At 59.1% G+C, this 16,970-nt stretch carries 17 protein-coding genes and 2 pseudogenes; 6 read left to right on the top strand and 13 right to left on the bottom strand.

What is annotated here, in order from left to right; genetic code table 11:
- Window positions 1-7: 7 nt before the first annotated feature.
- On the bottom strand, window positions 8-1,807 hold the full coding sequence (locus ACERZ8_RS15500; protein WP_407593046.1) for an NAD(P)-binding domain-containing protein: 1,800 nt from the start codon (window positions 1,805-1,807) through the stop codon (window positions 8-10).
- 215 nt (window positions 1,808-2,022) lie between these two features.
- Here ACERZ8_RS15500 and ACERZ8_RS15495 point away from each other — a divergent pair, with 215 nt between their 5' ends.
- From ACERZ8_RS15495 to ACERZ8_RS15480, 4 genes are all read left to right on the top strand, one after another.
- Window positions 2,023-2,835 (top strand): class I SAM-dependent methyltransferase, encoded by an 813-nt coding sequence (locus tag ACERZ8_RS15495; RefSeq protein ID WP_407593045.1) that lies wholly within the window; start codon window positions 2,023-2,025, stop codon window positions 2,833-2,835.
- A 170-nt stretch (window positions 2,836-3,005) separates the two neighbouring features.
- Window positions 3,006-3,854 carry a hypothetical protein gene (locus ACERZ8_RS15490; protein WP_407593044.1) on the top strand — a complete coding sequence of 283 codons (849 nt, stop codon included), beginning with the start codon at window positions 3,006-3,008 and terminating at the stop codon, window positions 3,852-3,854.
- 308 nt (window positions 3,855-4,162) lie between these two features.
- Window positions 4,163-5,206: a chemotaxis-specific protein-glutamate methyltransferase CheB gene (cheB, locus tag ACERZ8_RS15485; RefSeq protein ID WP_407593043.1), complete on the top strand. Its 1,044-nt coding sequence runs from the start codon at window positions 4,163-4,165 to the stop codon at window positions 5,204-5,206.
- Window positions 5,203-5,715: a chemotaxis protein CheD gene (locus ACERZ8_RS15480; protein WP_407593042.1), complete on the top strand. Its 513-nt coding sequence runs from the start codon at window positions 5,203-5,205 to the stop codon at window positions 5,713-5,715. Before cheB ends, ACERZ8_RS15480 begins: the two co-directional genes overlap by 4 nt.
- A 36-nt stretch (window positions 5,716-5,751) precedes the next feature.
- Here the strand turns inward: ACERZ8_RS15480 and ACERZ8_RS15475 are convergent, their stop codons facing one another.
- The 10 genes and pseudogenes from ACERZ8_RS15475 to ACERZ8_RS15430 all read right to left on the bottom strand — a co-directional run bounded on the left by ACERZ8_RS15475 (window position 5,752) and on the right by ACERZ8_RS15430 (window position 13,434).
- The gene (locus tag ACERZ8_RS15475) at window positions 5,752-6,099 is read right to left on the bottom strand and encodes a hypothetical protein (protein ID WP_407593041.1); all 348 of its coding nucleotides are present in this window, start codon (window positions 6,097-6,099) and stop codon (window positions 5,752-5,754) included.
- Window positions 6,099-6,486, bottom strand: a pseudogene (locus ACERZ8_RS15470) (response regulator). The gene ACERZ8_RS15475 and the pseudogene ACERZ8_RS15470 overlap by 1 nt, the downstream one beginning before the upstream one ends.
- Window positions 6,470-7,354: a CheR family methyltransferase gene (locus ACERZ8_RS15465; RefSeq protein ID WP_407593040.1), complete on the bottom strand. Its 885-nt coding sequence runs from the start codon at window positions 7,352-7,354 to the stop codon at window positions 6,470-6,472. Before ACERZ8_RS15465 ends, ACERZ8_RS15470 begins: the two are co-directional and overlap by 17 nt.
- Entirely contained in the window at window positions 7,354-7,818 is a 465-nt protein-coding gene (locus ACERZ8_RS15460; RefSeq protein ID WP_407594293.1) for a chemotaxis protein CheW, read from the bottom strand. Before ACERZ8_RS15460 ends, ACERZ8_RS15465 begins: the two co-directional genes overlap by 1 nt.
- A 1-nt stretch (window position 7,819) precedes the next feature.
- On the bottom strand, window positions 7,820-9,976 hold the full coding sequence (locus tag ACERZ8_RS15455) for a chemotaxis protein CheA (RefSeq protein ID WP_407593039.1): 2,157 nt from the start codon (window positions 9,974-9,976) through the stop codon (window positions 7,820-7,822).
- Between the two features lie 9 nt (window positions 9,977-9,985).
- Complete coding sequence (locus ACERZ8_RS15450; protein ID WP_407593038.1) at window positions 9,986-10,351, bottom strand: response regulator; 366 nt, start codon at window positions 10,349-10,351, stop codon at window positions 9,986-9,988.
- Complete coding sequence (locus tag ACERZ8_RS15445) at window positions 10,348-10,626, bottom strand: STAS domain-containing protein (protein ID WP_407593037.1); 279 nt, start codon at window positions 10,624-10,626, stop codon at window positions 10,348-10,350. Before ACERZ8_RS15445 ends, ACERZ8_RS15450 begins: the two co-directional genes overlap by 4 nt.
- A gap of 203 nt (window positions 10,627-10,829) precedes the next feature.
- Window positions 10,830-11,909 (bottom strand): methyltetrahydrofolate cobalamin methyltransferase, encoded by a 1,080-nt coding sequence (locus ACERZ8_RS15440; RefSeq protein WP_407593036.1) that lies wholly within the window; start codon window positions 11,907-11,909, stop codon window positions 10,830-10,832.
- A 255-nt stretch (window positions 11,910-12,164) separates the two neighbouring features.
- A complete protein-coding gene (locus ACERZ8_RS15435; protein WP_407593035.1) occupies window positions 12,165-13,088 on the bottom strand; it encodes a methylenetetrahydrofolate reductase in 924 nt (307 codons plus the stop codon).
- Between the two features lie 49 nt (window positions 13,089-13,137).
- Window positions 13,138-13,434, bottom strand: coding sequence for a virulence factor (locus ACERZ8_RS15430; RefSeq protein ID WP_407593034.1), 297 nt, complete (start codon window positions 13,432-13,434; stop codon window positions 13,138-13,140).
- Window positions 13,435-13,708: 274 nt separating this feature from the next.
- Here ACERZ8_RS15430 and ACERZ8_RS15425 point away from each other — a divergent pair.
- Together ACERZ8_RS15425 and ACERZ8_RS15420 are read left to right on the top strand one after the other, a co-directional pair.
- Window positions 13,709-14,832, top strand: a pseudogene (locus ACERZ8_RS15425) (Ppx/GppA phosphatase family protein).
- A 66-nt stretch (window positions 14,833-14,898) separates the two neighbouring features.
- Window positions 14,899-15,627 carry an RlmE family RNA methyltransferase gene (locus ACERZ8_RS15420; RefSeq protein WP_407594291.1) on the top strand — a complete coding sequence of 243 codons (729 nt, stop codon included), beginning with the start codon at window positions 14,899-14,901 and terminating at the stop codon, window positions 15,625-15,627.
- Here ACERZ8_RS15420 and ACERZ8_RS15415 read toward each other — a convergent pair.
- Both ACERZ8_RS15415 and ACERZ8_RS15410 read right to left on the bottom strand, forming a co-directional pair.
- Complete coding sequence (locus ACERZ8_RS15415; RefSeq protein ID WP_407593033.1) at window positions 15,605-15,805, bottom strand: hypothetical protein; 201 nt, start codon at window positions 15,803-15,805, stop codon at window positions 15,605-15,607. The genes ACERZ8_RS15420 and ACERZ8_RS15415 overlap by 23 nt on opposite strands.
- A gap of 54 nt (window positions 15,806-15,859) precedes the next feature.
- Window positions 15,860-16,864, bottom strand: coding sequence for a GlxA family transcriptional regulator (locus ACERZ8_RS15410; protein ID WP_407593032.1), 1,005 nt, complete (start codon window positions 16,862-16,864; stop codon window positions 15,860-15,862).
- Between the last annotated feature and the right edge of the window lie 106 nt (window positions 16,865-16,970).

The following is a 16,970-nucleotide window of genomic DNA, read 5'->3' as shown; positions in this document are numbered from 1 at the left end:
TGGCAAATCAATTCAGGTGATGCACCTCTTGAAGCCCGTAGACGGGTGTGTCCAACCCTTCCATCCGCGCCTTAAGCTGCAGGGCGAGGAATTGCGAATAGTGCCGGGACTGGTGCAAATTGCCGCCATGCATCCACAGGGCAGGCACTTGCGTGGGCTTCCACATGTTGCGCTGTTCCCCTTCCCATGGGCCGGGATCCTTGGTGGTGTCCGAACCCAGGCCCCAGACCTTGCCCAACTTGTTCGCCGTCTCCTGACCCATCAGATCGGCGACCCAGCCATTCATCGAATTGTAACCGGTGGCATAGACGACAAGATCTGCGTCCAGATGTGATCCGTCATCCAGAATGACACCCGTTTCATCAAGGGCCGTCACCTGTCCGCGTTTGAGCTTGATCTTGCCATCAATGATCAACTGACTTGCACCAACATCGATGTAATAGCCCGACCCACGGCGCAGGTACTTCATGAACAGCCCGGATTCGTCATCGCCCCAGTCCAGCCAGAACCCGGCATCCTCCAGCCCTTTGTAGAAATCCGCATCGCGGCGTTTCATTTCCTCATAAGCTGGTATCTGGAACTCGTGCAGGATGCGGTAGGGCAGGGAGGCGAAAATCAGGTCGGCCTTTTCGGTGGTCATGCCGTCGCGCACGGCCTGTTCGGAATAAAGCGCACCCAATCCGACATCCATCAGGGTTTCAGAGCGCACGATATGGGTGGAGGAGCGCTGCAGCATCGTCACATCGGCATCGTTTTCCCATAGGGCTGCGCAGATATCATGGGCGGAGTTGTTGGACCCGACCACGACCACCTTCTTGCCCGCCCACTTGTCCGGCCCGTCATGTTCGGACGAATGCTGCTGCACACCCTTGAACGTATCCATTCCGGGAAAGTCGGGCATGCGCTTCTTGCCGGACATGCCTGTGGCCATCACCAGTTGCTTGGGGCGCAGCACGACCTCTTCGCCGTCGCGGTCCACCACAACGGTCCATTCGCCGCTGGCCTCGTCATATTCTGCGGATTTGGCGGTGGTGCGGGTCCAGTAGTTCAGCTCCATCACCTTTGTATACATCTCAAGCCAGTCACCGATCTTGTCCTTGGGGGAAAAGACCGGCCAGTTCTCGGGGAACTTGATGTAGGGCAGGTGGTCGTACCAGACGGGATCGTGCAGGCAGAGCGATTTGTACCGCTTGCGCCAACTGTCACCGGGCTTGTCATTCTTTTCGACGATGATGGTCGGCACGCCCAACTGGCGCAGCCGTGCACCCAGCGCGATGCCGCCCTGTCCGCCGCCGATGATCACGCAATAGGGCTGTTCTGCATAGCCCAGATTGGCCAGTTCATTCTCGCGTTCCTCTTTCCACGTGGCATGATCCTTGGAGGCACCGTGTTTGGCCCCCAGCGGGCGATCAAACCCTTTTGGCTCCTCGTGGCCCTTCAGCTCGACCATGGTTGTCAGCAACGTCCAGATCTTGCCGTCCTTGAGGCGAACCATCCCATAGCCGCGCGCAACGGCCGTTTCAAACTCGATCCACGCCGTGACGACGCCGCCGTCTTCTGTCGGGGTTTCGCCCTCGGCAAGCACCCAGCCGGTAGGTTTGGTCTGGGCGAGTTGTTGGGTCAGCATGTCCTCGACCTGATCCCTGCCTTCGACTGTTTTCAGGTTCCACGTAAAGGTGACGAGGTCACGCCAATAGCAATCGTCCAGAAACATCGCGGACGCTTTCTTGACGTCGCCCTGCTGAAGCGCGGCCCCGAATTCGTCCAGAAAATTCTGCGTCTCGGTGGATAGGGTCGTATCGAGCATAGTGTCCTCCCGTCATTGATCTTGATTCCTCGCCCCTTAGAAGATCAGCAAAAGTTACGTTAGGTAAACATAATTCTGGGAGACGCGCGTGACCGCGCCGAGGCCAGCGTCGTGGACCACTTCGGATCGTGACGCGTGATGTCGCCTCTTTTGATGTGGCCGCGAAGGGCTTGGCCAACTGACAGTTTTGCAATCGTGCTTTTGAGGGGGCAACTGTGATAGGACAAGCCCCACTCAAGATCGAAGAGGAGGCGGCAATGACACCCAATTACCTTTCCATCAACAAGGATGCCTGGAATGCAGACGCAGCCAATTGGGTGGATTTTGCGAAAAACCACTGGGCGCTGGAAGCCCCGGTTTGGGGGACCTGGGGGAACACCGAGGCGGAGTTGCACCTGCTGCCCGAGGATATGACGGGGTTGGAGGCCATCGAACTCGGCTGCGGCACGGGGTATGTGTCGGGTTGGATGGACCGTCGCAGCGCGCAGGTCACGGCAATCGACATCTCCCGCGAACAATTGGCCACGGCACGTGCCATCGCCAAAGAGCATGGCGCCGACATCACCTTTCTGGAAGGCAACGCCGAAGCGACCGGACTGCCTGATGCATCCTTTGATTTTGCAATCTCGGAATACGGGGCATCGATCTGGTGCGCGCCGGACAAGTGGCTGCGCGAAGCATGGCGGCTGCTGCGCCCGGGCGGGCGTCTGGTCTTTCTGGGCAACCACCCGCTGTCCCTGATCTGCTCACCCGTTGACGGCTCTCCTGCCGAATGGACGCTGCATCGACCCTATCGCGAGATGTGGGGGGCAGACTGGACCAAAGTCGCCTTCGAGCCGACGGGCGTGTGTTTCAATCTGACGATCTCGTCTTGGATGGACCTGTTCGCCGACATCGGTTTTGCCGTCACAAAGTACCAGGAGCTTTATGCCCCCGAAGACCAGATGGGCACGCGCGCCGCCATTCCGGCGGACTGGGCCAAAAGCTATCCCGTAGAACAGGTCTGGCATCTTCGGAAACCTGAATGACCGTAGTGTTCTTGGATGCATGTCAGCCTTGCAGGTCATAGGCACTGCTTGCCCGTTTGGCCAGTTGCCGATCCTGCGAAACGTAATCGATGATCCCTTTTTGAGCAGACCAATCCTGGCGCAAGCCAGCGTTCCGGACTAGGGTGACGGGTGTCACGTCAAAACCCCAAATGAACACGCAGAGCGCCGCAGAGTTCTACCGTCACCATGGAGAGTGGAGTGATCCCGGCAGGTTCGCCGGCGCCTTTGATGCGATCCCGCGCGACATCCGCGCAATCGCATCGACAGTGCAGGGTTTGCTGTTGCACGACTATTTCGGTGCGCATTTGTATCCTGATCCACCAACCGGCATCGCGGACGCATCCCGCGCGACGTTGCCGATCTCGGAAAGACTGCCAGCGGTCACGCGTTTTGGCGAGACACCCCTCACGACCGCACGACCCGTGCACGAACGCGCCGTGCGAACATGCCGGGACTTTGCCCTGATGACCTGTTCGATATTGCGCCATCACCAGATTGCAGCACGGGTGCGTTGCGGATTTTCACATTACTTTCACCCGCCAACCTTCGAAGATCATTGGATTTGTGAGTACCGGGACGACACGGCGCAAGCATGGAAGACGGTCGATGCGCAGCTGGACCACGAACACCAGCACCATCTGTCCATTTACTTCGATCACACGGATATGCCAAGGGATCAGTTCTTGTTTTCATGGCAAGTCTGGGAACGATTTGGCAATGATCATGGGGCACTTCAAGATTTCGGGCAGGGCGAGTCCAAGGGTTTCTGGTTTGTACGCGTGAGCCTTGCCAGAGACGTTCTGGCCCTGACAAAACGCGAAGTGTCTGAGTGGGACACGTGGCGCGATCATCGCGATGAAGACAAGGTCGCGAGCGCCATTGCCCAGTGCAACGCGCTTGCGGCAGCGAGCAAGCATTTTGATACCGCTGCGCAGTTTGACGTCACCGCTTTCAATGATGTGATCGCAGAACTCGATAGGCCACATTGGGCAGGGTGATGCGCGCGAGTTGAACAGTTTTGCAAACCGGGCATGCGCGGTTCCCAAACGATCCCGCGCGCCCGGCACAAGACCACCCTTCGCCGTTAAAGCTTGCGAATTAATCGCGTGTTCACGCTTGCTTGCGTAGTGTCATTTGATGGCCTTTTCCTCAACAAACATGCATATGATATCGCCCGTTCTCTGGGTGAGTGGCTGCACGAACCATAGGTTCGGTCGTGACGTAGTTTGTGTGTGAGGGCTGTGGTTAAACCTTGGCCAGAGGCAAGGCCACATCCCGTCACGGAAACGCGTGAGGTTCACGCGTGATGCCACCCAAGCCAGCCCATCCCGTCCGAGTCGTGGTTGTTGACGACTCGCTGACAATGCGACGCTGGCTCAGCAGCGTGATCGCACAGGATGCACGGCTGGAAATCGTCGGCATGGCCGCTTCAGCGCAAGAGGCGCGCGAAATCATCAAGGCCGCAAAACCGGACGTGCTGACCCTCGATATCGAGATGCCCGGCATGAACGGCCTCGAATTTTTGACGCATCTCATGCGGCTCCGTCCGATGCCCGTCCTGATGCTGTCCAGTGAAATTTCACGCAACGGTTCTCTCGCCGAACGGGCCATTGCGATCGGCGCGGTTGACTGCATTTCAAAACCGCAGTTTCCCACGTCGGAGGTGATGAAAACGCTTTGCGATCACATCTTTGCCACCGCGTCCAGGCAAAGACTGTCCGCGCCCAAGGCAATTGTCGAAATCGACGAGTTGTCGGACAAAATCCTGTTGGTGGGCGCTTCCACTGGCGGGGTCGCAGCCATTGAAACCATGCTGGGCAGCCTGGATGACCAGAAAATTCCACCCATCGTCATCGCCCAGCATATGCCGCAGCAATACCTGCAAAGTTTCGTGCGCCGACTTGACCGGATCGGGGCACACGATGTCGGGTTTTCGAGTGACGGGATGCGCCTTAAACCGGGCCATGTGCGCCTTGCGCCATCACTGGATCGCCAGACTTGCGTCGTCTGGCACAGCGGGGCGTGGCACGTCCAAGAAATCGCGCGACAATATGATCAACCCTATTGCCCCTCGGTCGATGCGCTGTTTGCCTCGGCCGCGCCGTGGGCGCGCAAGGTTGGCGCGGTCCTTTTGACTGGCCTCGGCAACGACGGGGCGAAGGGGATGCTGACCCTGCGCCGCATGGGCGCGCGGACACTCGGACAATCAAAGGAAAGCTGCGTAGTGTATGGCATGCCGGGCGTTGCACTATCCCTGAACGCGTCCGAAGATGAGGCCGCCATAGAAGACATTGGCAGTTTGATACTGGCGCGCATGCGTTCATCCACGCTGAACATGGCGAGCAGATGAGCGAAAAGCGCATACATATCACGCAGGGTCAGTTCGCAACCGGCTCGGACCCTGATCTCGTGATCACGACACTTCTCGGGTCCTGCGTGTCCGTCTGTCTGTGGGATGCGCAGGTGGGAATAGGCGGGATGAACCACATGTTGTTGGCGCGCCCCAGTTCCGGAAATCAGGCCCGCACCTTGTCCGGGCTGCGCGCCATGGAAGTGTTGATCAATGATCTGCTCAAACAAGGCGCTGTGCGCGAGCGGTTGAAAGCCAAGGCTTTCGGTGGCGCGCGCATGATCGAAGGCCTGTCCGACATCGGCCAGGAAAACGTCGAATTCACCGAACATTTTCTCGCTCAGGAAGGTATCGTGCTCAGCACAAAGTCTTTCGGCGGAACGCAGGCCCGAAATTTACGGTTTTGGCCTGCAACGGGCCGTGCGTTGCAAAAGGTGACAAATACGCGCGCCAACCTTGTGGAAGTAGACGCACCTGCCGCCTCTGGTCAGGGATTGGAATTATTTTAGGTACGCACGTCCCGCGCTGCCAGGCAGCGTTTCGGATCAGAAGAAGTCGATGGTGCCATGCGCCACAGGGCGCTCGCTTGCATTGACTTCCAGAAGGGTCCGCGTGGCCGTGAGTTTCAGATGTTCGAACGCCTGCGCCCGGTGCGCGCCGGGTCCTGCAAGGGCCGCACTCAGATGTGCAAGATCGCAAAGCGATTGATGCAAGTTGTCAAGCTTTTGCAGATCCCGGATCGCGGATGGAGAGAGCGATGTCGAAACACTTCCGGTCAGCTCTGACACTCTTTTACCCACAAGTGCCGTGTCCTCGGCCAATGTCAGCAGATGTTGCGAAATTTTTTCAAGAATTTGTGCGTCACTGACATCAGCAACCGGTTCGGCCTGCATTACAAAGGCCCCACAACCGACTCGATACATTTGCGCATATCATTGGGCTCGAATGGTTTCTTGAGATAGTTGTTCATCCCCAGTTTCCGACCATAGTCAATGATTTGTTGCTCGGCACGACCCGTGATCAGGATGAAACCGATGCCTTTGGTCTTCGCACCGCTGCGCAAATTGTGCAGCAATTTCAGCCCATCCATATTGGGCATGTTGTAGTCCGAAATGACGAGGTGCACGGGTGCGCGCGCGAGAACCTGCAACGCATTCGCGCCATCTTCGGCAGTTGACACATGGCGCACGCCAAACGAGATCCAATGCTTGCGTGATGATACCGCGGCTGGTGGACATATCATCAACGACCATGATCCGAATTTTATCGCGAAGTGCCATACTGTCCTCCAGACAAGAGTGATGGCTGCGCTGCGCCATCGTCCTTTTGGTAGGCGGTCGTACCTACTGTTTTGAAACCAAATTGGGTCGGGGTTGAAATACGTTCGGAATGCCCCAGAAACAAAAGCCCGCCGGGCTTGAGCACTTTTTTGAACCGCGGCCAAAGCCGTTCTTGCGTCTGCTGGTCAAAGTAGATCACGACATTGCGGCAAAAAATGGCATCGAATTGGCGGCGCATCGGCCATTCGGCCAGCAGATTAAGTTCCCGAAAGGAGACCAGGGTCTTGAGGTGTTCGGTGACGCGCAGCAAGTCACCATCTGCCTGCATGAACTTCGATTTGTTTTCGGGCGTGACTCCGTTCAGCAGGTTTTGATCGTAGGCACCGTTTTTCGCAAAGGAGATGACTTTGGGATCGATGTCAGTTGCCAGGATCTTGAAATCGGCATTGGCGATCAGAGGCTCTTCGCGCAGCAGATGCATGGCAATCGAATAGGGTTCTTGCCCGTTCGAACAGCCCGCGGACCAAATCCGGATAGGTTCGCCGCCGTCTATCCTTGTCCGAAGTCCGTGAAGAATGGTTTTCGACAAAAGCGCAAAATGGTGCGGTTCGCGAAAGAAATGCGAGACGTTCGTTGTCAGCGCCGAGATCATACTCCTTCTTTCTTCCGCGCCTTTTTCGGAACACACCAGATCGGAGTATGCGTCAAACGTCGCCAGCCGGAGCTCGCTCAACCGGTGCCTCAACCGTGACTGCACCATTTTCATTTTTTCGGGCGCAATATGCAGGCCAAATTCCCGATGCGCCAACGAGGCGATCGCGTCAAACGCGCCGCGCTCAAGTGTCGTTTCAGTGTCGAAACGCGCCATCAAGCCGCTTCGCTTTGACCAAATGCCACCACGTTGGGCAGGTCGAGAACGCGGATCATGCGGTCGTCAATCAAGGTCAGTGAACGGATAACCGCAGGCGCAGTCTGGCTGGTCGCATCCGGCGGAGGCTGCAGGTCGGCCTTTTGGACAGTTACAATGTCGGACACCGCATCGACAAGCAAACCTGACATCGCCTCACCATGCTTTACCACGATGATAACGTTCCGCTCGGTGTGTTCACGGCAGGGAAGGCCCAGCCGTTCGGCAAGATCCATAACCGGCAAAACAGTCCCGCGCAGATTAATCACGCCGCGCATGAAACTGGGCGCATGCGGCATTGGCGTGGCCCGTGTCCAGCTTCTGATTTCACGCACACACATAATATCCAGCGAATACTCCTGATCGCTGAGGCGAAAAGTCAGAAGTTCTACAGTATCGGCGTCGGTTGGTGTGTCGTCGGACATTTCAGGCTTCCAGTTTTTGAGGAACAGTTGCACTCATTTCGTTCGCTTTCGAAATGATGTCTGAAGGGTCGAGAATGAGGGCGATCTGCCCGTCGCCCAGAATGGTCGCAGCAGCAATGCCAGGCGCGCGGTGGAACGTGTCATCAAGGCCTTTGATGACGACCTGGCGTTGATCCTGGATGTCATCCACAACGAGCGCGCCGAGGCTTCCGTCCTCGTGAGAAATCAGCAATGCAACGGAGTCCACATAGCTGTCTTTCTTGTCGCGATAGCCCAGCAGGTACCCGAGATCGAACAGTGGTACGAAGCCGGTCCGCACGCGCACGACATGGACGCCCGGCTGAATGCTGTCGAGCGTTTCATCGGTCACGGTCATCGTCTCGGCGACCATGTTGAGGGGCAGAACCAGAGTTTCGCCGGCGACATCGACAACCATGCCGTCAAGCACGGCGAGGGTCAGTGGCAGAGAGATCGAAAAAACGGTACCTTTCGTGGGGACAGAGGTGATGGAAATGCGCCCGCCAAGCGATTGAATGGACGTGCGCACCACATCCATGCCGACACCGCGTCCAGACAAGTCGGACACTGTGTCCGCAGTGGAAAATCCCGGTAAGAACAGCAGGTTGTCGATCTCTGTGTCCGACAAAGCCGCATCTGCGGGTATCAGACCCTTCTCAATTGCGATCTGTTGAACCCGTGCACGGTTTATCCCGCCGCCATCATCGGACACATCGATCACGACCCGGCCCGATCGGTGTGCCGCACTCAAGCGCACGGTTCCGCCCGGTGGTTTGCCCACGGCCACGCGATCTGCCGTGCTTTCAAGCCCATGATCCACGGCGTTTCTGATCATATGCGTCAGCGGGTCCGCAAGACGTTCGATGACCGTCTTGTCCACTTCGGTGTTTTCGCCCTCGCAAACCAGACGCACGTCCTTGTCCACTGCGGCTGATGCCTCGCGCACAATGCGTGACATGCGCTGGAACAGCGATTTGACCGGCTGCGCGCGGATCATCATCACACTGTCCTGAATATCGCGCGTCAGTCGTTGGAATTCTTCGAGGCCGTTCATGGCGTCCGAATGTGGCGACAAGCCGGAGCTTTGCAGGCTTTGCGCCAGCATGGCCTGATTGATGACCAGTTCGCCAACGAGATTGACCAGTCGTTCGATCCTGTCCAGATCGACACGCACAACGGATTTGGCGGCACTTTGTCCCTGCGTGGCGCTGCGGTCCGGAGCGGTTTGTGTGAGCTCACTGGCCGGAGCCATTGAACCGTTGTCTGGCGCACCGTCGCCGTTGGCAAGGCTTGGTGCCTCAGTATCTTCAGCGGGCGGAGCGTCCGGCTTATGGACAGGATCGCCAGCGTGATCAATCGGGTCACTGTCAATATCCGCCTCGTGACAGCGCGAAATGCGATAGGTGCAGAGCCCTTCGACAAACTCGAACATCGAGGCGATTTCTGCCTCATCGACATCCGCAAGAACCTCAACATCCCACGACAAGTACGACGTTTCCGGCACGAGACTTTTGAGATCCGGTACTTTGGACGTGTCGCAGGCGACCTGCGCCTCTCCGAGGGCCGCCAGGGCGCTTAGGATCGGGTAGGCGTCATTGCCGCTTTCGAACATCTCGGAATCGGGGCTGAAAAAGATGCGGTATGTCGGCACAGTCGATGGCTCGTCCGCGTCCTCGATATCCAGATCAAGGCTGAGCCCGAGCGGTTGGAAATCAATGTCCGGTCCCGCCGCATCTTCTTCGTCAGTGTCGCCTAGGTGCTGTTCCAGTTCCAGCAAAAGCGCATCACCGATTTCCTGAGGCACATCGGTGTCATCCCGCGCGGCGCGAACAAGATCGGACAGGTGGTCTGTTGCGCGAAAAAACAGTTTGATCAGCGCCGGTTGAACGCTCAGCGATCCGTTGCGGACCGCTTCCAGCGTCGTTTCGTACGTATGGGCAAAACGCACCAATGCCTTCAGCCCGAAGGCCCCGGCACCCCCTTTGATCGAATGTACGGCACGAAAGACCACGTTGATGGTTTCGCCGTTGGCGCTGCCATCGTCCAACTGTTGCAAACCATCCTGCGTGGCTTCGAGCAATTCTTCACATTCGATGAAAAACGAGGCTCGAATTTCCTCCATTGGGTCGGGTTTGGCCATCCTGTGATCCTATCCGGCGACCATTTGCAGCGCCTTGACCAGTTTCACAGGGTCAAAGGGTTTCACGATCCAACCGGTTGCGCCCGCCGCACGCGCGCGCTGTTTGAGTTCTGGGGCGGCTTCGGTGGTCAGGACAAGAATCGGGGTCGAGCGGTACCTGTCATGCTCGCGCACGGCATCGATGAATCCAAACCCGTCCATCCGGGGCATGTTGATGTCCGTGATGATGACATCCGGTGCAATCCCGCTCAGCACTTCGGTGCCATGCACACCATCATCTGCGGTATGCACGGTGAATCCGGCAGGTTCGAGGGCGAAGCGGATCATGTCGCGCATCGTGCGGCTGTCATCTACGGCTAGGACTTCGAGGCTCATGGGGCACCTTCCGAAAGCTGTTGAGGGGTCAGGCCCATCATGGCCAGTTGGTTCACAGCGCGCTCGCTGATCGCCGAAAATTCCAATGTCCCACCCCGGCTGCGTTGTTCGCGCGCCGCCGAGATAATCAACTGCGTGCCAAGCGCGCCAAGGTGCGTCACATCGCTTGCATCAAGGTGCAGCGCACCGCCCTTGCAGGCATCCACCAGGCGCGGGGCAAACGCCCCGAGTTCAGTCGCGTCCAGCCGCGCGGGCAATACCAGCGCCTCTGTCATCGCGCACCGCTGAAGATGTCGGGAATGTGTCGTGTCATGATGACCCTCATGGCTGCTCAATTCGCCGCTTGTGTAGCGGACGCTGCGTTAAGACAGCGTTACCGGAATCACATATCCGGCAGCGATCCGAGGCCTGAAGCGCGCAACAAAAAAACCCGCGCTGACTGACAGCGCGGGTTTCATGCTCAGGCATCAGCGTGACGTCAGGCGCGGCGACGCCCGCCCGAGCGGCCCGCACGTCCACGGCTTTCCTGACCTGCCTTGGGGGCCACGCGGTTGAACTTGATCCAGTTGCCGCCGCCTTCGTCGTTGTTCGTCAGGAAGTTGGCGGCGCGGATCGCCTCCATCTCCTTGCCCGCGCGGGGCAGGGTGGAGCCGAGGCCGAACATCTGCACAAATGTTTCGTCATCCATGTCGTCGGGCAGGACGATCCCGGCAGCGGCCACTTCGGCCCGCTTTTCCGCGATCTTGGTGGCACCGACTGGCAAGGCAACAGGGTTCATGATGGCCGACGTCATACCGGCGGTCATTGCCATCGGCAGGAAGGCGTTGTTGATGCCATGACGGTTGGGCAACCCGAACGAGATGTTGGACGCCCCACACGTCGTGTTGACCCCCAATTCCTCGCGCAGACGCCGCACGAGAGTAAAGACCTGCAAGCCCGCCGTGCCCATCGCACCAATCGGCATGACCAGCGGATCGACGACGATATCATGAGCGGGAATGCCGAAATCGGCGGCGCGCTCCACAATCTTTTTGGCGACGGCAAAGCGCACATCGGGGTCTTCGGAAATGCCGGTGTCATCGTTGGAAATCGCGACCACGGGCACGTTGTATTTGTTGACCAGCGGCAGGACCAGTTCCAGACGCTCTTCCTCGCCCGTGACCGAGTTAAGCAGGGGACGCCCCTCGGCGGCGGCAAGGCCGTTTTCAAGCGCGCCGGGCACCGAACTGTCGATGCAAAGTGGCACATCGACGATGGCCTGTACGCGGCTGACCAGTTCGGTCATCAGAGTCGGCTCGACAAAGTTGTTGTCGGCATAGCGCGGGTCTTCGGCCATCTTGCCGGAAAACACTGCGCCCGAGTTGATATCGAGCACGTTGGCGCCCGCAGCAACCTGTGCCAGCGCGTCGGCTTCGACGCGGGAATAATCGCCGCGCTCCAGCTCTTCGTTCAGGATCTTACGGCCTGTGGGGTTGATGCGCTCGCCAATGACGCAGAACGGCTGGTCAAAGCCGATAATGGCGGTCTTGGTCTTGGATTCAATGACGGTGCGGGTCATGTAATGGGCTCTCCCTTGGCCGGTTTCGCCGGACCCTACGCGCGAGCGGTGCGCACGGGCGGCGTACATGCGACATAGCCGGGTGCTGCGGCGACGTCAGCCCGGATTGTGTTCATGAAGATGATGAGGGCAGGGCGCTTTGCGACCCGGTCCTGGACTGAAACGTAGCCGGGTAGGGCGCGCGGAACATCCTGTGCAGATGCGATCCGCGGCATGAAAATACCCGGCCCGTTCGCAGTGGCGGCCTGTCGGCGCTTAACCAACAGGCACCGCCGCTGATCCACCGTTCTCAATCGCCCAATGGGCATTCGTCTTGATCCCGCCCAACGGAAAGAAGTGGACTTGTGCGATGTTGAAATCCGGGTTGGCGGCCTTGTGGGCGGCGAGGTCAGAAATCACTTCGGTCGGCTCAAACGGGGTCAGCAGTTTGGTCACGTCCTTGGCACGGCGCTGCAGCACACGCATGGACGCACCGACACCGCAGGCAATGGCGAATTTTATCATGGTTTGCAGCTTGGCCGGGCCGGCAATGCCGATATGGATGGGCAAGTCGATGCCCGCAGCCTTCAGACTGTCGGCCCATGCAATGATCGGTGCCGCCTCAAAGGCGAACTGCGTGGCGATGGCCATCTTGGCGTCCGTCGATTCAGAGAATTTCTGTTTCCAATGAAGGGCTTCATCGACGTTCTTCATGCCGCCATCGGGATCAATATCCTTGTTTCCCTCGGGGTGACCGGCCACATGCAGGTGTTTGAACCCGGCAGCATCAAAGGCACCGGTTTCCAAAAGCTGCATCGAGCTGTGGAAATCGCCGTAAGGTTTGTCGACGCCACCTGCGAGCAGCAGGGCCTGATCGACATTCGCTTCGCCCTGATAGCGCGCGATCCAGTCTGTCAGGGTCGCCTTGTCCTTGATGATGCGCGCGGGAAAGTGGGGCATGACCGGGAATCCTTCCGCATTGAGGCGCTTGGCGGTCGCGACCATGTCCTCGATAGGTGTGCCTTCGATATGGGCGATGTAGACGCGGGTGCCGCGGGGCAGCAGGGCGCGGAAATCCTCGACCTTTTCAGCGGTGCGCGGCATCACCTCGATGGAATAGCCCTGCAAAAAGGATTCGACCTCTGGGCTGAGAGTGCCGGCAACGGGCCCCTCGACTTTCTTGAAGTTCAGCAATGCCATTTCACGTCTCCTCAATCCGGACCGCCGGCCCGATCCTTCGCCTTGGGCCTCAGGCCCACCCTTCGTTGTCGATCAGCGCCTTGATGCGGGCGCTGTCATATTCCGTCTCAAGGCGCACGGCCTCGGCCTCTGCGATCTCGCCCGGTTCCCCGTCCATGGGGTAGGGGTCGGCCTTGCGCCATTCGGCAAGGTATGCGTCGGCATCCTTGGCGTTCACCTTCATGGCCGCCCGGTCGATGGCCTGTTCAAAGCGTTCAGCCAATTGGCGTTTGGAACCGCGACGGCCTTTGCCCACGATGACCTGCGCCGGGATATCGCGCCAGTAAACGATTGTGACATCAGGCATCTGATTCCTCCGTTCCAGTTGATCTCTGATAAGGCACACGTGCCCGCCAATACGGCTTGTTTTCGACAAGTGCAGCGACTGTTGCGACTTGGCGCTGTGATGAGGGCATCGCCCGCCCATGTGTTCGCGCAAATGGACGGGTCGGTAAACGTCAAAAAATTCATACTCTTTATGACCTAAGAGGTCCGGCAAGCCGTTCAATCCGTGCAAGCCACTTGCGCGAAATCGATCCACGACCTATCGTTGCGTCAACTCGATTTGAAAGGCGCGAAAGATGGCGCCAAAGCGTCCCCAAGGTGCGGGCGCGACACATCAAAGGCCCTCTTACCAGGGGGGTCAGCCCGTACCGCGTGCCCCCGGATCGCCCGAGCTTTATGCCGCGCTGGATCTGGGCACGAACAGTTGTCGAATGTTGATCGCCGAGCCGCGAGGCGCGGGGTTTCACGTTGTCGACAGTTTCTCCAAATCCGTTCAGCTTGGCCTTGGTCTTGAACGCTCGGGCAAGCTGTCGCGCGGGTCCATGTCGCGCACCGTGCAGGCGCTGCGCATCTGTCAGCAAAAACTGAAGCGCCACAATGTGCGCCGGATGCGATTGGTCGCGACCGAGGCCTGTCGCAGGGCCGTCAACGCATCGGAGTTCATCGAACGGGTGCACCGCGAAACGGGCCTGCGTCTGGACATCATCGAACCCGAGGAAGAGGCCCGTCTGGCCGTGATTTCCTGCGCCCCGCTGGTCAGTCCCAAGACGGAAAACCTGCTGGTCGTCGACATCGGCGGCGGATCGACCGAGCTGGTGTGGATCGATCTGGCCAGCGTGCCCAAAAGGACCGCCCACAGGCGATCATGCGGTTGCATTCGGGCTTTATTCGCGCCGTCAGCGAAGTGCCCGAGGCCCGTGTGGTGGACTGGATCAGTGTGCCACTTGGCGTTGCGACATTGCGTGAACAGTTCAACGACGTCGATGATGACGCAGCCCGTTTTGCGCTGATGAGCTGGTTTTTCGAGGAAAACCTGTCCAGCTTTTCCCCCTATCACGCCACCGAACCGACCGAGCGGTTCCAGATCGTCGGCACGTCTGGCACGGTCACGACTGTGGCGGCCTCGCATTTAGGGCTCAGACGCTATGACCGCACCAAAGTGGACGGGCTGAGGATGAGTTCCGAGCAGATCGATGCGGTCATCCGCTCGTACCTGCATATGGGTCCGGGCGGGCGGCGCGCTGATCCGCGCATCGGGTCGGACCGCCACGCCCTGATCATGTCCGGTGCTGCAATCCTGCAGGCCCTGATGCGCTGTTGGCCCACAGATCGTCTGTCGGTGGCCGACCGGGGCCTGCGCGAGGGGCTGCTATACGCCCAGATGAGCGCGGATGGCGTGCTGGACGATCAGTCGGTTTAAGCCCCCCGTGCAATTGGCGCACGGATCGCTTAAATGCCATCTGAACAGACAAAGAAGGTGGCTGACGTGGCCAAGACCCCATCAGGCAAGAACACATCCGGGCGCGGGCAGCGCGATCTCAAGGTCAAGGTCAAGTCCGCGCGCGGGCGCAAGCTGTCCTCGACTCGCTGGTTGCAGCGCCAGTTGAACGACCCGTATGTCAAACGCGCGCAGGCCGAAGGCTATCGCGGGCGCGCGGCTTACAAGATACTGGAACTGGACGAAAAATTCCGCTTTCTGGTTCCGGGCGCGCGCATTGTCGATCTGGGCGCGGCTCCGGGCGGCTGGTGTCAGGTGGCGGTAAAGCGCTGCAACGTGCTGGCCGAAAAATCGGGCAAGGCCCAAGGCACCATTCTGGGGATCGACCTGCAGGAAATGGAACCCATCGCGGGCTGCGAGCTGTATCAGCTTGATTTCATGGAGGACGACGCCGACCTCAAGGTCAAGGACTGGCTGGGCGGCAAGGCCGATGTTGTGATGTCGGATATGGCCGCCTCTTCCTCTGGGCACAAGCAAACCGACCACCTGCGCATCATCGCGCTGTGCGAGGCGGCGGCCTATTTCGCCTTTGACGTTTTGGAAGAGGGCGGCACCTTTGTCGCCAAAACGCTGGCGGGCGGGGCCGAGGGCGGCTTGCAAAAGCTGCTCAAACAACGCTTTGCCAAGGTCGCCAACGTCAAACCGCCAGCCTCACGTGCGGACAGTTCGGAAAAGTTCGTGGTCGCGACAGGGTTCAGGGCCGATCCGAACGCGTAAGCCGGGGTGCCGGAAACGAGCGCAGCGCGGTCAGCTTTACCTGTTCCAACTCCGCCGGGCCAAGACGGCGAGCGGGCAGGGCCTTGGCCCGTGATGCACGGGACACGGCAACGTCCTGCTGGCGCATCAACTCGAACAGGCGCATGTGGCGCGGGGTTTTCGGATCAGACAATGTCATTGCGCCGCGATAGCTGCCAAATCGGGCAGGCAAAGGGACGCAATGTGACCGAATTCAGATAGACAGACGTGCCGCGTGCGTGCCGCGTTCGCGGTAGGGCGTCGTGTCGTAATGCGCGCGGTAGCATTTGGAGAAATGCGAGGGCGAGGCAAAGCCGCAGGCAAGGGCCACGTTGATCACGCTCATATCCGTTTGCATCAGCAGGTTGCGGGCCTTTTGCAGACGCAGTTCCATGTAATAGCGCTTGGGCGAGCGGTTCAGATAGCGGCGGAACAGCCGCTCAAGCTGGCGCGTGGACATGCCCACATCCTTGGCGAGGATCGACGGGCTGATCGGCTCTTCGATGTTCTGTTCCATGATCTGGATGACCTGGCTCAGCTTGGGATGGCGCACACCGATGCGGGTGGGCACGGACAGGCGCTGCGTGTCCTGATCGGTGCGGATCGAGGAATAGATCAGCTGATCGGCCACTGCATTGGCCAGTTGTTCATCATTGTCGTCCGCAATCAGCTTGAGCATCAGGTCGATGGACGAGGTGCCTCCGGCTGTCGTCAGGCGCTTTTCATCGACGACAAAGACCGACTTGGTCAATTCGACCTCGGGAAACTCTTCGGTAAAGCTGTCCTGATTTTCCCAGTGGATCGTTGCGCGCTTGCCGTCCAGCAGACCGGCCTTGGCCAGGGTGTAGGCGGCGGTGCACAGCCCAGCCACGGGCGGGCCCTTGCGGGCCTCGCGGCGCAGCCAGCCGAGCAGGCGTTTGGTGGTGGCGGCCTGCACGTCAATGCCGCCACAGATCATGATCGTGTCATCGCGCCCGATCTCGTCCAGATCGCCGTCCAGCTTGAAGCCGGTTCCGGCAGAACAATAGGCCACGTCGCCGCCTTCACCGATGATGCGCCAACTATAAAGGTCCTTTTCCGCCATGCGGTTCGCGATGCGCAGGCTTTCCAGCGCGGCAGAGAAGCAGAGCAGGGTGAAATTGTTCAGCAGCACGAAAACAAAACGCTTGGGTTGGTCCCCGTCTGGGTGTGTCCGGGTGGCAGGGCGCGTGATCGTCATCGCGACGGGATCCTAAGCTGGCGGCGGTGTCTTGTGACATGCCGCTCTTTTTGGTGACGCGCACCTTGAGCATGGGCCATACGCCACGTCAAGAGGCCGCATTTGT

Origin of the sequence: Tateyamaria armeniaca, from assembly GCF_045797845.1 — a bacterium.
Lineage (GTDB): Bacteria > Pseudomonadota > Alphaproteobacteria > Rhodobacterales > Rhodobacteraceae > Tateyamaria > Tateyamaria armeniaca.
The sequence above is the reverse complement of the archived record's forward strand: the minus strand, read 5'-3'. Positions and strand labels throughout refer to the sequence as shown.

Excerpts from the sequence above, each read along its gene's own strand:
- ACERZ8_RS15415 (WP_407593033.1), bottom strand. The coding sequence starts at position 15,805 with ATGACATTGTCTGATCCGAAAACCCCGCGCCACATGCGCCTGTTCGAG.
- ACERZ8_RS15475 (WP_407593041.1), bottom strand. The coding sequence starts at position 6,099 with ATGCAGGCCGAACCGGTTGCTGATGTCAGTGACGCACAAATTCTTGAA.
- ACERZ8_RS15500 (WP_407593046.1), bottom strand. The coding sequence starts at position 1,807 with ATGCTCGATACGACCCTATCCACCGAGACGCAGAATTTTCTGGACGAA.
- ACERZ8_RS15450 (WP_407593038.1), bottom strand. The coding sequence starts at position 10,351 with ATGAGCCTCGAAGTCCTAGCCGTAGATGACAGCCGCACGATGCGCGAC.
- ACERZ8_RS15410 (WP_407593032.1), bottom strand. The coding sequence starts at position 16,864 with ATGACGATCACGCGCCCTGCCACCCGGACACACCCAGACGGGGACCAA.
- ACERZ8_RS15435 (WP_407593035.1), bottom strand. The coding sequence starts at position 13,088 with ATGGCATTGCTGAACTTCAAGAAAGTCGAGGGGCCCGTTGCCGGCACT.
- ACERZ8_RS15445 (WP_407593037.1), bottom strand. The coding sequence starts at position 10,626 with ATGACAGAGGCGCTGGTATTGCCCGCGCGGCTGGACGCGACTGAACTC.
- ACERZ8_RS15460 (WP_407594293.1), bottom strand. The coding sequence starts at position 7,818 with ATGTCCGACGACACACCAACCGACGCCGATACTGTAGAACTTCTGACT.
- ACERZ8_RS15490 (WP_407593044.1), top strand. The coding sequence starts at position 3,006 with ATGAACACGCAGAGCGCCGCAGAGTTCTACCGTCACCATGGAGAGTGG.
- ACERZ8_RS15480 (WP_407593042.1), top strand. The coding sequence starts at position 5,203 with ATGAGCGAAAAGCGCATACATATCACGCAGGGTCAGTTCGCAACCGGC.
- ACERZ8_RS15440 (WP_407593036.1), bottom strand. The coding sequence starts at position 11,909 with ATGACCCGCACCGTCATTGAATCCAAGACCAAGACCGCCATTATCGGC.
- cheB (WP_407593043.1), top strand. The coding sequence starts at position 4,163 with ATGCCACCCAAGCCAGCCCATCCCGTCCGAGTCGTGGTTGTTGACGAC.
- ACERZ8_RS15465 (WP_407593040.1), bottom strand. The coding sequence starts at position 7,354 with ATGGCGCGTTTCGACACTGAAACGACACTTGAGCGCGGCGCGTTTGAC.
- ACERZ8_RS15455 (WP_407593039.1), bottom strand. The coding sequence starts at position 9,976 with ATGGCCAAACCCGACCCAATGGAGGAAATTCGAGCCTCGTTTTTCATC.
- ACERZ8_RS15430 (WP_407593034.1), bottom strand. The coding sequence starts at position 13,434 with ATGCCTGATGTCACAATCGTTTACTGGCGCGATATCCCGGCGCAGGTC.